This is a genomic window from Sulfurimonas sp. RIFOXYD2_FULL_34_21 (genome assembly GCF_001830805.1).
In the GTDB taxonomy this organism is placed as follows: domain Bacteria; phylum Campylobacterota; class Campylobacteria; order Campylobacterales; family Sulfurimonadaceae; genus Sulfurimonas.
This window is the reverse complement of the sequence record NZ_MICH01000008.1, coordinates 72115-86091: the sequence shown is the minus strand read 5'-3', so window position 1 is coordinate 86091 and position 13977 is coordinate 72115. Positions and strand designations below refer to the sequence as shown.

Genomic DNA, 13977 nt, shown 5'->3' with positions numbered 1-13977 from the left:
TGTAACTCTAAGATTTTAAAAAGAGGTAAAATGTATAACCTTAACCGCACTTTAAGTAACTTTTATGTAACATTTCGGACTTAATTTTAAAGAAGGATATGTCATGAAAAGAACATACCAGCCTCATAACAGACCGAGAAAATCAACTCACGGTTTTAGAGCAAGAATGGCAACGAAAAACGGTCGTAACGTAATTAACCGTCGTCGTGCTAAAGGTCGTAAAAAATTGTCAGTTTAGGAAATTTCTATACGCTGAAACAGCATCGCGAGTTTCAGTATGTTTATAGAAAAGGAAAAGATGCTCATTCAAATAGCGTGGTGCTTTTTTTTCTTCCCGCCAATGAAGTTCATAAGGTGGGATTTACGGCTACCAAAAAAATAGGTAACGCAGTTAAAAGGAATAGGGCTAAAAGGAGACTTAGAGCTTTGTTTCTCGAATACTCCTCTTTGCTTAATGACGGCACATATATATTTGTCGCCAAACAAGCAATCAATGAAGAAACTCACCAAAAACTAAAAAATGACTTTGAAAAAATTTTAAATCGTTCAAATGCAATCAAGAAAGAGATAAATGATTAAAAAGTTTCTATTAAAACTGCTATGGCTTTATCAGAAATTTTTTACGCTTATCGGATATGGAAGTTGCAGGTATTACCCATCTTGCAGTGAATATGCAAGAATTCATTTCGAAAACAACTCCATTTCAAGTGCTTTTTACCACACTTTTACTAGAATACTTCGTTGTAATCAATTATTTGATGGCGGTATAGAGTATCCACTGCTCGACAAACTCTCATTAAAGCCCGAAAAAATAGGGGTTGGTTCTATAAAATATTGGTTGGTTCCAAATAAAAAAAACCGTTTTTATATTATAAAAAATTTTTCTTTTAAGGGTAAATCGTGTTAGACAAAATGACACCAAATCAAAGACTTATGGTAGCAGTAGTGCTGTCAATTATATTTTTCGTAGCATATACGGCAATTTTTCCGCCGGAACAGCTTGTGAGCGAAAAAGCAAAACAGATAAATACTCAAAATGTTGAGAATGTTCAAAATGGGCAAACTTCGAATGAATCAAAAGTTGTAAAAACACAAAATGTAATTAATCATGAAATTTCAGCTGAAGAAAAAATTATTGCGAATAATACAAACACTTTAGTTATGGTAAAAAGTAATAAGTTTATACTAAAACTTGATACTTTAGGAAGAGTATCTTCAAAAGAGCTACTCCAAGAGAAGTATAATGACAAAGAAGATAAACATGCGCAGCTTATACATGCGGATGGAATGAAACCTCTTTTTGTTAGATTTTTAGATTCAGGTTTGAACGAAGAAGCTGCAAAAACTCCTTATACCACGGATGTATCTGAAATATCTATTGAAGATAAATCTCAAAAAATCACTTTAACTCAAAAATTGTCTAACTTAACTCTTAGCAAAGAGATAACTTTTTATATCGATGGACATTATGATGTTAAAATTTCACTCTCAGAAGATAAGAGATATTTTGTATATTTAGGACAAAGACCTCGCATAACTGAACAGATGATGACAGTTTGCGGTGCTATGGTTTATACGGATAATGAACTTGTAACTATTATAGAAGACGGTAAAGCTGAGGGACGAAAATCATTTAACGGTGTTGAGTTAATCTCCGCTTTTGATCAATATTCTGCGACTATCATGTATGGATTTAATAAAGATACAAATATTATAGTTGAACGAGATAAAGAAAATAACCCCGTAGTTTATTTTGAAGCTCTTCAAAATATGAGCTTTAGCGGTTATATAGGTCAAAAAGAGTACAAGACATTAAATAGTATCAAACCAGTACTTACTAATGCTATTGAGTATGGTTGGTTTACTTTTGCATCAAAACCGTTGTTTCAGCTTTTATCGTGGCTACATGGTATTTTTGGCAACTGGGGTTGGTCTATTATAGCACTTACTCTTATTATTAGAGTTGTTCTTTATCCGCTTACGTATAAAGGTATGATGTCAATGCAGAAGATGAAAGACATTGCACCGCAGGTTAAAGCGCTTCAAGCAAAATATAAGGGTGATCCTCAGCGTATGAATGCGGCAGTGATGGACATGTACAAGAAACATGGGGCTAATCCTCTTGGTGGATGTTTACCTATGTTGCTTCAAATTCCTGTATTTTTTGCAATTTACCGTGTACTTCTTAATGCAGTTGAGCTTCAAGGTGCTCCGTGGATGTTCTGGGTTAATGATCTTTCGAGAATGGACTCTACATTTATTCTACCGATACTTATGGGTGCTTCAATGTACTATCAGCAAAAATTAACGCCTAATAATTTTACAGATCCTATTCAAGAAAAAGTTTTTAAATATCTTCCGATAATATTTACGTTTTTCTTTGTAACATTTCCTTCAGGCTTGGTTCTTTACTGGTTTGTAAACAATCTATTCTCTATTGCACAGCAGTTTATAGTTAATCAGCAGTTTAAGAATGCAAAAGATTTAGAGATTGCTATTCATAAGCATACGGAGAAAAAAGATGATTAGGATAGAGTCCTCTACGCTAGAGCAGGCATATAAAGATGCAGCTACTGCCCTAGAGTGCTCTGCTAGCGAGTTGATGATAGAAGTTATTCAATCTCCAAGCAACGGTTTTATAGGTCTTTTTAAAAAAAATGCAATTATAGTTGCTGCAAAGAAAAAACAGGAGTCCGGTAAACATGAAACTTCTCCTTCTCAACATATCCAAAGAGAGAAGCCTTCTAGTAAACCTGAGGTAAAAAAAGAGTTTAGATCAGAGGTTAAAAAACCAAAAAAAGAGATTAAAAAACCTGCTCATCATGTATTTAACGATACGATAATGCCACAATCCTTTGTAAGCATGCAAGAAGATGATTACGATATGAGCGATATCAATTTTACTGCTGATTATGAAGATGATGAAAACGAAAGCGAGACTTCGACAATTAGCGCAAATGCTTATGATGTTGCCAAAAGAGTTGAAATAGAAATAAATGAGCTATTTGAACTTACATGTTTTAAAATAGATAAAATAAAAGTTACTCCCTATGATGATACTACTCTTTTAATTGAGTTTAAAGGTGAAGACGCAGCACTTCTTATTGGTAAAGAAGGGTATAGATACAAAGCGTTATCGTATATGATTTTTAACTGGATAAATACTAAATATCAACTTCAATTGCGTTTAGAAATTGCAGAATTTTTAAAAAATCAAGAAGAGTCGGTTACAAGATATTTAGCAACTGTTTGTGAAAATGTAGATAGAGACGGCAGAGCACAGACGAAAATACTTGACGGTGTTTTGATTCAGATTGCTTTAAAAGAGCTTCGCGATATATATCCAAATAAATATGTAGCTGTTCGTTCTACACGTGATGGGCTTAAATTTATCATTATAAATGATTACCACAATTAAGCAATGAACAGTGATACTATAAGTGCCATTGCAACAGCAAACGGCATAGGCTCTATTGCAATAATCCGCATAAGCGGAGATAGAGCTTTGAGTATTGCAAAAAAATTAACATGTAAAACAGACTTTTCTCCAAGATATGCAACCCTTACAAATATATATAATTATGATAATGAACTTATTGACGAATCAATAGTTATCTACTTTAAGTCACCTTTTTCATTTACGGCAGAAGATGTTGTCGAGATTCAGTGTCACGGTGGTTTTATAGTAGCTCAAAGTATTTTAAAGGCAACTCTGGCTTATGGAGCAAGACTTGCAACTGCAGGTGAATTCTCTAAACGTGCTTTTTTCAACGGTCGTATTGATTTGAGTGAAGCCGAGGCAATTGCACAGCTCATTGAAGCAAAAAGTGAAGACGCGGCAAAAATTTTAGCACAGCAGATGAAAGGTTCACTTAAAGAGTATATAGAAAAAATCCGTGATGATATTATCCATATACTCGCATATTCTGAAGTAAGTATAGACTATGCCGAAGAAGATTTGCCTGAGGATTTGGTTTTACAGATTGAGGCAAAACTCAAAGAACTCAAAAACTCTCTTAAAAAAACTCTTACTGCAAGTAAGGCTAGGGAAGGTCTTATGCAGGGTTTCAAAGTTGCAATTATAGGAAAACCAAATGTCGGTAAAAGTTCGCTTTTAAATTCGCTTTTAAGCTACAACCGTGCAATAGTCAGCGATATTGCAGGAACAACAAGAGACACGATAGAAGAGCAGATAAAAATAGGAACACATCTTATCAGAATAGTAGATACGGCAGGAATCCGCGAAGCAAACGATGAAATAGAACGCATAGGGATTGAACGTTCATTAGAAGCCATTAAAGAAAGCGACATAGTCGTTGCATTGTTTGATAGCTCAAGAGTTGCGGACAGTGAAGATGAGCAGATTATATCTTTGATTAATTCAGACGCCAAACATAAACATGTTCTACATGTTAAAAATAAGATAGATTTAGAACAAAAGTTTTTACATGTAGATATAAAATTTGATATGCAGATAAACTCTAAAGAAAATGTGGATGAGTTGATAAAAGCTTTGGAAAATATTATGAACAAAGCTAACACTTCCGATGAGATGATGCTTATATCCCAAAGACAGATATCGGCGGTCGAGAATACGCTTAAAAACATTGAAGAAGCATTGTTTCCTCTTAAAGACGGGGAGCTGGAGATATTTTCATTTCATTTAAATGAAGCTATTAAAGAGATGGCTTCAATAACCAGACCTTTTGAAAATGATGAGATGTTAGAAAAGATGTTTGGTTCTTTTTGTTTAGGAAAATAGTGAAGTATATAGCAATTGATTTGGGACTAAAACGAATAGGTTTAGCGTATTCTGCACATAAAGACATAGCAACTCCGCTTAGTGCAGTTGAGCGAAAAAACCGTAATCAAGCAGCATCGGAAGTCAAAAAGGCTCTTGATGAGTGGGAGGTTGACGCTGTTGTTGTTGGGATACCGATTGGTGGAAGCAGCGAAGATGAGATGAGGCGCCGAGTTGAACACTTTATGAATCTTGTTGATTTTAAAGGCGAGATATTTTATCAAGACGAGAGCAACTCATCCATTGAAGCAGAAAATATGATAAAAGGCGAGATAAAACATATTCGTGACGGACGGATTGACTCTATTTCAGCTATGATAATTTTGCAGAGATACCTCAGAACTATTAAATAGCTTTAAAAAAATCTGCCGCTTCTTGTTCATCGTCGCTTAATTTATCTATATTATAATCTTCGTGTTCATTTATCAATCTTTTAATTTCATTTTGACAATATTTAAATAAAATATCACTTGCATCTGTTAAATTATCCACAAACCCAAGACCGCTAAACTGAAATGGGTCTTCTTGTTCTATACAAATAAGAGTACCCTCACACTCATTTTCCAATACATCTACAAGAGTTCTGTATGAGATATTAAATTCTGTTGCATTCCAGCCGATATCTTCCATCTCCTTTGTAGAAAATTTATCGACTCCGTCTGCAGTTGTATCGTCATAGGTTGCTCTTGCAGAATTAAAGCCTATAATTTCTTGCCAATTTGAAAATGTCTTAATTAAAACTCTATTTCCATCTTGTAAAATTTGATAGTTTTTGCCAAAAGCACTCTCAAGCGGCAAAGTAGTGTCAGGTATGCCTTTATATATTAAAATATCATTAATTCCAAACGGCTCATAACAGATTTCTCCGTCAATTTTTATACCGAAGACTTTAGCAGAGTTAATTGCTTGAAGTAAATTTTTTGTATCTGCTACAATAATTTCTTTAAAAAGATTAAATTTTTTCATAAATATTCCTCTAATTTTCCCGACATTATAAAAGTTTTTGCTTTATTTTAGTATAATGCCAAAAAAATTTTAAGCATTTAAGCTTAATATTATCATCAAGGAAAAAACAATGGCATTAAATGTTTATTATGACAAAGATTGTAACATCGACTTAATCAAAAGCAAAAAAGTTGCAATGATTGGTTTTGGTTCACAAGGTCACGCACACGCAGAGAATTTAAGAGACAGCGGTGTTGAAGTTATTATTGGTCTTCGCAAAGAAGGTTCTTCTTGGGCAAAAGCAGAAGCTAAAAACTTCAAAGTTATGAGCGTTGCAGAAGCTTCTGCTGCAGCTGATGTTGTTATGATTCTTCTTCCGGATGAGAATCAATCTTATATTTATAAAAATGAGATTGAACCAAACCTTAAACATGGTGCAACTATCGCATTTGGACACGGCTTTAATATCCACTACGGAAGAATTCATCCAAGAGCCGACATCAATGTTACTATGATTGCTCCAAAAGCTCCTGGACATACAGTTCGTTCAGAGTTTGTTCGTGGCGGCGGTATTCCTGATTTAATTGCTATCGGTCAAGACCCAAGCGGTAATACTAGAGAGTTAGCGCTTTCTTACGCTTCTGCAATCGGCGGCGGCAGAACAGCAATTATCGAGACAACTTTCAAAGATGAGACAGAGACTGACCTTTTCGGTGAACAAGCTGTACTTTGCGGTGGTGCTGCATCTTTAGTTCAAGCTGGTTTTGAGACATTAACAGAAGCAGGTTATGCTCCTGAACTCGCATACTTTGAATGTTTACATGAACTTAAACTTATTGTTGACTTGATGTTTGAGGGCGGAATTGCAGATATGCGTTATTCAATCTCTAACACTGCAGAGTACGGTGATTATGTTTCAGGTAAACGCGTTATCAATGCAGAGTCTAAAGCTGCAATGAAAGAGATACTTAAAGAGATTCAAGACGGTAGATTTGCAAAAGACTTTATTCTTGAAGGTCAAGCAGGTTATCCTCGTATGAATGCTGAGCGTGCAAATGCAAAAGCTTCATTGATTGAACAAACAGGTGTTAAGCTAAGAACTATGATGCCATGGATATCTAAAAACAAAATTGTAGATACTTCTAAAAACTAATAATAGATTGCCTCGTCACAAGTTCCTCGCAATGACCGTCATTGCGAGCTTCGTTAAAAGCGCGGCAATCTAATTTCCACTCTTATAACAAATCTTTTTGCAGTAATTTTATAAACTCATCTTCAGGTAGCGGTTTTGATTTTAGATAACCCTGATAAAAATCACAGTTTTTCTCTTTAAGATATTTGAGTTGTTGATTATCTTCTACGCCTTCTGCTATTACTTTTATGCCTAAGGTTTGCCCCATTAGCAAAATAGTATTTAATAAAACTATATTTTTATCAATAGTCGATGTTATTTTATCTACAAAACTTTTATCTATTTTTATTATATCGATTGGAAAAGTTTGTAAATATTGAAGAGATGAGTAACCTGTTCCGAAATCGTCAAGATATATATTTATGCCAAGTTCTTTAATTTTATTTAGTAGTTCAGAAGCAGATGTTTTATTTTCCATCATAACACTTTCTGTTATCTCAACTGAGAGTTGCTTAGTGTCTATCGAATACGTTTCAATTATTTGTACCAAATCGTAATATAACTCCAAATCTTTTGCTTGAAGTGAAGAGATGTTTATTGATATATTGGTATCTTTATAGCCCATAGAGTTTAATTTGCTTATAAAAGCTGCCGATTCGTTTAGAATAAACTTTCCAAGTTTTATAATAAAGCCTGAGCTTTCAGCTAAGCCTATAAATTTATCGGGAAAAATTATACCTTTTTCATGGTGCTCCCATCTTATAAGAGCCTCGGCACCCATTATTTTTTCAGTTTTTACATCTACTTTTGCTTGATAATAGAGTTTAAACTCATTTTCATTTAATGCTCTATCCATATCTTCTATCATATTGATAAAATTGTGAAGATTCTCATTTAGGGATTTTGTGAAAAATTCAAAAGTATTTCTTCCATTTTCTTTTGCGCTATACATAGCCATATCTGCATATTTCATAAGTTCATTAATATCTGTTGAATCATTTGGATATATAGAACAGCCTATACTGGTCGATGATTTTAAAATATTGCCGTTTATAACTATCTCTTTTTTAAAGATATCGAGTATTTTATTTATACATTCCAATATACTCTTTTCATTTTCTATGTCGCTTAAAACTATAATAAACTCATCGCCTCCGATTCTAGCTATGATATCATTTTCTCTAAGGATATTTTTTAATCTTATGGCTATTGCTTTAAGCAGCCCATCTCCAATATCATGACCTAGTGTGTCATTTATATTTTTAAACTTATCAAGGTCTAAAAACAAAAGAGCAAATTTGTCTTTGTGTCTGTTCGCATTAGCCGTAATTAATTCTATATGATTATAAAGATATTGTCGATTTGCAAGTCCGGTTAAACTATCATGCATAGAGGAGTAATGGAGTTTTTCATTTAGTTCTACAACTTCTTTTTCAGTTTTATGTAGCTCTATGCTGTGTTCTACTTGAAGTTGTATCATATATGTTAAGATAAGCATTTCTACTACTACAAATATTGCATGTAAAATTACTATGTCTATTCCGCATCCATAGTTAAAAACCATAATAGGCATATCAAAAGCAGAAATCTCATAATATTGAAGATAATTAAATACAAGATGATGTAGTATTGTCGTAGCAGCGGCAATAATAATCGGCAGTGTGTCTTTATAGAGGGTTAGTATTGCCATAGCTATAAATACATGAAAATGCATCTCAATTCTACCGAGATGCTGTTGTATAAAAATTAGAGAAAAAAGCATCATAGATATAGCTACAAGGGCTCTCATTGTTCGTGTGCCTTTAAAATATCTAAAAGCGACTAGAAGAGAGATAAATAGTATGCCACCGCTAAAAAAACCGTATAGATATGTGTCATACATGACAGAGGTTATAAAAGTAGCTATAAACCACTGCATAAGAAAAAGCAGTATCATTACTTTATCCGAGTTGATAAAGTACTCTTTAAAATTATTTCTTGCAAAATTTGGAACCTCAAGACAGTTAAACGGTTTTAAAAAATTAATTATTCTCATAAAAGTTCCTTTATATCTTTTATTAACTCTTTAGAGTTGATGGGATGCGTCATGTAGATATTTTTTAGTACTGTTTTAGTATCGTTTTGTTTTTTTAATAGATATATAAAATCTGAATGGGACAACCCATCTTCATTACTTACTCCTGCAGAATAAAAAAGGCCGAATTTTCTATCAACGGCATATAAATCTTTTTTGCTTAAATGCAGTCCTATAAAATCTTTATTAAAAAATGATGCAAAAAGCTGAGGCTGCTCAGAGTCAATTTGTGGGATTAGGTTTACAAAGACAATTGACGCTTTATCTTTTAAATTTTTAGCTTCATTAGATAAGAAAATGTTGTTTAGTTGCTCAAGAATCGGCGTACAAACATCAGTACATCCAACATAACCAAAAAAGAGCACTATGTTTTCTTTATCAATATTTTTTAAAAAATCTGCATCAATTTCTTTATTTACGACAATTTTAGAGTTTTTCAATGCGCTTGAACTAAAAAGAAGTGACTGAAAAATAGGTATCGCAAATAAAAAAAGAACAAACAGAGTTATTGTAAAAAGAATTTTAATTTTAGACATAGTTATTCACTGCTTTCGTTTAGCAATATCAAACCTGCAATCTTTATGCTGTTATTTGATTTTACATGTAATATATTGTTAGTTACTTTAATAAATGAGCCGTCTTTTAGTATTAGTCTATGCTTACATGTAATAGAAATATTATTTAAATTTTTTGCTTTTATAATAGCATGTTGTAGTTCGTAAAAATCACTCGGATGAATTAGAGTATTAAAAAAATCATCGTAAGAGAGACTACTTTTATTTTCTGATTCAATTTTTGTGTCTGTATAATTTAAAATATATACAGTCTCGTTTTGTGTATCATACTCCCAATAAATACTATTTAAAATATTTTGAATATTTGATATAATTTTTCTCTTTTTTAACGCATCATGCTTATATTTCTTGAGTTTATTTATACTATTTTGTAATTTATATTTTTTTTCTCTTGAGATAAAATAGATTAGAGTTAAGGAGATGAGAGAAACTACTAAAAAAATGAAAAAAACATTCAATATCTGCTTCTGATATTTTATGTAAAAAGTGTTCTCTTCATTAATAATAATTGCATCTCTGCTTATATATTCGGATAAAAAAAGTTTAGAATCAAAAAGAGCTTTTTTATTAAAAATATAGGTATTTGCATCAGCAGTTTTATTATTTACGTCATCAAACGGTATTTTTTTTAAAATTTTATAAGCTTTTTGTGCAGCTAAAGTACCTTGTTTTACTCCATCAGTAACATATCCGCCGATAACATTATGCTCAATATATGCATCTTCCATGCTTAGAAGAATTATATTTTTAAGCTCACTTAACTCTCTTATCGAGTTATGAAGTGTTGAATTTTTTATATCTTCATCTTTTAGGGCACCTATTGTTGTAAGTAAAACAAAAGATCTATTTGGCAATTTTTCAAGCTCTTTTTTTACTTTGCTTAATTTTTGAAAAGATATAAATTTAAATTTTATATTAGGGTATTTTGATATTTGAGTTTTTATGTTGTTTTTTATGGAGTCGTATGTTTCAGAATCATCACCCAAAAAATATATCTCTCTTGTTTGAGGAGAGAAATTTCTAATTAGTTCTATGTTTTGTGCTATCTCTTTTATCTCATATATACCGGTAAATTTTTTAGCCTCTAGCTTTTCTTTAAGTTCTATATTATTTATGCCTGAAAATATGAGAGGAGCATTAAAATGAAGAGTGTCTTGATTTTCTAGCATAAAAGTCAGTGCATTGTCATCACTTACATATATTATATCAGGCGTATAGCCTGCATATTTTACATTTAAGTATTTTACAAATGCATCTTGATACTCTTTTGTAAGTTTAACCCTTTTAGTATCTAAATATTCCGTGGATATCTCAAGAGGAGTCGTTTTTATATTTTCGTTTATATAATTTACAAAACCATCATGTTGCTTTTTTGTCCAAGCATACTCTTGTGAATATGAGTGGATAATTAAAATATTTTTTTGTTCGTTTGCATGTAAATCAATCTGATAGATAGAGAAAAATATCAGAAATAAAAATAGATTTTTCAAAAGTACCCTAATTGTCTATATAAGTTAACATGATAACATAATTATGTTTATAAAAATCCTTGAATCCTAATGAGAGTAGAGAGTAAAATAGCGCCTTTGTCTATATGTGAACTCTTCATTTTAAGCTCACTCTCAAGAAGCAGTTCGTGCAGTTTATAGTATGTGTTTGGTTTTATTTTTATTGACATTGCGGCTTTTTCATCGACTACAAATTTCGGAGCGTTATAACCTAAAATCTCCATCGCGTTTGGAGTACCGTTTACTCTTATGTATATATTAAACATGTATAGTTGGGTAATGTATGAGGTAATTGATGTTAGTACTCTTATTTCGTCTTCGCCGTGTTCTAATATATTATTTAAATCTTCTTTAAAATTTTTTTTATTTAAAACTTTTTTTGTAAAATCATCTATGTTTACCTCAGAGAGCCCAAATACTAGACTATCGATATCTTTTGTCGTTATGGCTTTGTCGTAAACTTTTAACTTGTCAATCTCATTACATGCGAGAGCAATATCTCCGTTATGAATTGCTAAGAGATGGTTTATGGTATAGCCGTCAATATTTACATGTCTCTCTTTTGCAATTTGTGATAGGGTAAAAACTGCTTCGCTGTGACTTGGATGAAAAAATCTGACACACATTGTTTTTGTATTTGCAGCAGCTTTTGCATAAGCTTTGTGGTCTGTTCCGTAATATGCATATACGAAAGTATTGTTTTGGTTTTTCTCACAATACTCTATTAAAGAATCGAGCTCTTTTTTTGGAATTTTTTTTTCACTTTTTATTATCAAAACATTTTGGTCGCCAAATAGAGAAGCTTGTGAGAGATGCGCCTTTGCAGAACTAAAATCATACTCGTCATAATAAAACTTTGCAACCGAAGCATCTTCTATATTTGTAAGAGTTTGTGTATATGTATCTATTAAAAAAGTGCTCTCTCCAAAGAGTATAAAACTATTTGAGAGGGAGTTGTTTTGTATGTGCTTGTCTAGTTCGTTTTTGTACAACTTAGTCGTCTTTCTCTATTCTCTGAACAACACTTGCATAAATTTTTGCTTTTGCAATATCTACTTTATCAATTTTGATTTTTACATCTTCAAATAACTGAGCATTCATTCCATGCGTTATAAAAAATCTAGCACCTTGAAGTTCGTCATGTAGTTCTGCTTTTAAAACAGGGTCGGTTGATGTTATTCTCGCTTTAAATATATTTCCTAAATTTTCATCTGCCCATCTTGCAAATTTTCTAGCCATAAACTCATTCTCTATCGTGGAAGCTTCCCTCTCTTTTTCGCTAACACTCATACAAAGAGACTCTATATTTCTTAAAACATAAGAGCTCTCTTGCGTATCATGATTGTTAATTGCTTTAAGGAGTCTGTGAACGATTAGGTCGGAGTATCTTCTAATAGGAGATGTAAAATGTGTGTATTCTTCAAAACCAAGACCAAAGTGTCCTGCATTTAGAGGTGCATATCTTGCTTGCATTTGAGATTGTATTATAAGAGTATCCACCTCGGATGAGAGACCCATCTCTTTTGCCTGATTTTGTATCTGGGTTATAGTCTCTTTTATAGATTTTTTAATATCTACATACATACCGATACCTGCCAACTCTTGATAAAGATTTTGCAGTTTTAGCTGGTTTGGCGGTTCATGAATACGAAATACACCCTTTGTAAATCTTTTTGCCGCTTCTTTGTTAGCAAGCAGCATACAATCTTCTATAAGCGCATGTGAAGGTGTCTCCTGTGCATAAGTAGTGTGAGTAAGATTGGAATTTTCATCAATAAACATATCAAGTTCATTTGAGCGAAAATCATAACCGACTTTTAACCTTTTTATCTTTAGAGCATCGGTAATTACTCTCAATTTTTTTATATATTCAAAAATACTCTTCTCAGAGTCGTTTTTTGCTTTTAGTTTGTCTTCAAAGAAATCATCAATCTCTTCGTAATTAAATCTTCTTTGTGAGTGTATAATTGCTTCATAAACTTTTGAACTGCTAACTTCTAGAGTGTTGAGGTCTAATTTTATTTCAAATACATAAGAAAGTCTGTCTGCATTGGGTTGCAGGGAACATAATGTTTCGCTTAACTCTCTTGGAAGCATAGGGATTGAGCGGTGAGGCAGATAGATAGAAAAACTTCTGTATATAGCTTCGTTGTCTATTGCTCCAAAAGGCGTAACATATTCACTTACATCCGCAATTGCGACATAAAGAGTTCTGTTCTCATCGTCCCAGTAAATAGCATCATCAAAATCTTTTGCCGTAACAGGGTCAATCGTACAAAAAGGGAGTTTTCTTAAATCTACTCTGGAAGGATATTTTGAAGCATCAACTTCTTTGAATGATGCCGCTTGTTGTAAAACCTCTTCACTAAATTCATCATGTTTGTTAAATTGTGCAAGAACTATCTTCTCATCCACTAGAGGGTCTTTTATATTGCCTAATTTTTCCATAATGGTGTAACTTTGGTTATCTATTTTAAAAACATCACCGTAATCATACGAGTTTAGCTCATTTTCGGCTATTTCAGCTCCGATTGGATAGTCTGTTTTTAAGTCAACTAAAGATTTTCTGCCATCATGTGAGATAATATAAGCAACGCTGTAACTTTGTGCACGACCTACAATTTCTACAATTTTTGCACTAGGAGCTCCTCTTTTGCCGAGTACTCTTTGTGCAATTATAAGATCGCCTTGGGTTGCTTTACTTATATCGATATCTTCAATAAGAAGGTCTTTGACATACTCGCCTATAACATTTAGGTATGCAGTGTTGTTCTGAACAAGACCTAATGTACCGGCACGATATTTTGAATTAAATTTATAGACGTTATCTTTTTTAGTTATATATTCTTTTGCTAAAAAATCGTTTATATACGCAAACTCTTCCGATGAGATGTCCTGCTCACTGAGTCCATGTGTGAGCCTTATTAAAAAAGATTTCATCT

General features: G+C 32.6%; 14 protein-coding genes. 8 read left to right on the top strand and 6 right to left on the bottom strand.

Annotation, left to right across the window (positions count from 1 at the left end; translation table 11 throughout):
• Window positions 1-103 precede the first annotated feature (103 nt).
• The 7 genes from rpmH to ruvX are packed head-to-tail and all read left to right on the top strand — an operon-like array spanning window position 104 to window position 5154.
• Window positions 104-238, top strand: a complete 135-nt coding sequence (gene rpmH / locus A2530_RS05280; RefSeq protein WP_011372155.1) for a 50S ribosomal protein L34 — start codon at window positions 104-106, stop codon at window positions 236-238.
• Window positions 226-579, top strand: a complete 354-nt coding sequence (gene rnpA, locus A2530_RS05275; protein ID WP_363114253.1) for a ribonuclease P protein component — start codon at window positions 226-228, stop codon at window positions 577-579. The genes rpmH and rnpA overlap by 13 nt, the downstream gene beginning before the upstream one ends.
• Window positions 572-907, top strand: a complete 336-nt coding sequence (gene yidD / locus A2530_RS05270) for a membrane protein insertion efficiency factor YidD (protein ID WP_294886285.1) — start codon at window positions 572-574, stop codon at window positions 905-907. Before rnpA ends, yidD begins: the two co-directional genes overlap by 8 nt.
• Entirely contained in the window at window positions 901-2529 is a 1629-nt protein-coding gene (gene yidC, locus A2530_RS05265) for a membrane protein insertase YidC (protein WP_294886284.1), read from the top strand. Before yidD ends, yidC begins: the two co-directional genes overlap by 7 nt.
• Window positions 2522-3418: a Jag N-terminal domain-containing protein gene (locus A2530_RS05260; protein ID WP_294886283.1), complete on the top strand. Its 897-nt coding sequence runs from the start codon at window positions 2522-2524 to the stop codon at window positions 3416-3418. Before yidC ends, A2530_RS05260 begins: the two co-directional genes overlap by 8 nt.
• Before the next feature lie 3 nt (window positions 3419-3421).
• Entirely contained in the window at window positions 3422-4762 is a 1341-nt protein-coding gene (mnmE, locus tag A2530_RS05255; protein WP_294886282.1) for a tRNA uridine-5-carboxymethylaminomethyl(34) synthesis GTPase MnmE, read from the top strand.
• Window positions 4762-5154, top strand: coding sequence for a Holliday junction resolvase RuvX (ruvX, locus tag A2530_RS05250; RefSeq protein WP_294886281.1), 393 nt, complete (start codon window positions 4762-4764; stop codon window positions 5152-5154). The genes mnmE and ruvX overlap by 1 nt, the downstream gene beginning before the upstream one ends.
• Here the strand turns inward: ruvX and A2530_RS05245 are convergent.
• Window positions 5147-5767, bottom strand: a complete 621-nt coding sequence (locus A2530_RS05245; protein ID WP_294886280.1) for a hypothetical protein — start codon at window positions 5765-5767, stop codon at window positions 5147-5149. The genes ruvX and A2530_RS05245 overlap by 8 nt on opposite strands.
• Before the next feature lie 109 nt (window positions 5768-5876).
• Between A2530_RS05245 and ilvC the strand changes: the two genes are divergently transcribed.
• Window positions 5877-6899 (top strand): ketol-acid reductoisomerase, encoded by a 1023-nt coding sequence (ilvC, locus tag A2530_RS05240; protein WP_294886279.1) that lies wholly within the window; start codon window positions 5877-5879, stop codon window positions 6897-6899.
• An 82-nt stretch (window positions 6900-6981) separates the two neighbouring features.
• On the opposite strand, the gene A2530_RS05235 is transcribed toward ilvC, so the two are convergent.
• The 5 genes from A2530_RS05235 to A2530_RS05215 are packed head-to-tail and all read right to left on the bottom strand — an operon-like array spanning window position 6982 to window position 13975.
• Window positions 6982-8913 (bottom strand): EAL domain-containing protein, encoded by a 1932-nt coding sequence (locus A2530_RS05235; RefSeq protein ID WP_294886278.1) that lies wholly within the window; start codon window positions 8911-8913, stop codon window positions 6982-6984.
• Complete coding sequence (locus tag A2530_RS05230; protein WP_294886277.1) at window positions 8910-9488, bottom strand: SCO family protein; 579 nt, start codon at window positions 9486-9488, stop codon at window positions 8910-8912. Before A2530_RS05230 ends, A2530_RS05235 begins: the two co-directional genes overlap by 4 nt.
• Window positions 9489-9490: 2 nt before the next feature.
• Window positions 9491-11017, bottom strand: a complete 1527-nt coding sequence (locus tag A2530_RS05225; protein WP_294886275.1) for an ABC transporter substrate binding protein — start codon at window positions 11015-11017, stop codon at window positions 9491-9493.
• 47 nt (window positions 11018-11064) lie between these two features.
• Window positions 11065-12027 (bottom strand): DNA polymerase III subunit delta, encoded by a 963-nt coding sequence (gene holA, locus A2530_RS05220; RefSeq protein ID WP_294886273.1) that lies wholly within the window; start codon window positions 12025-12027, stop codon window positions 11065-11067.
• A gap of 1 nt (window position 12028) precedes the next feature.
• Window positions 12029-13975, bottom strand: coding sequence for a ribonuclease R family protein (locus A2530_RS05215; RefSeq protein WP_294886271.1), 1947 nt, complete (start codon window positions 13973-13975; stop codon window positions 12029-12031).
• Between the last annotated feature and the right edge of the window lie 2 nt (window positions 13976-13977).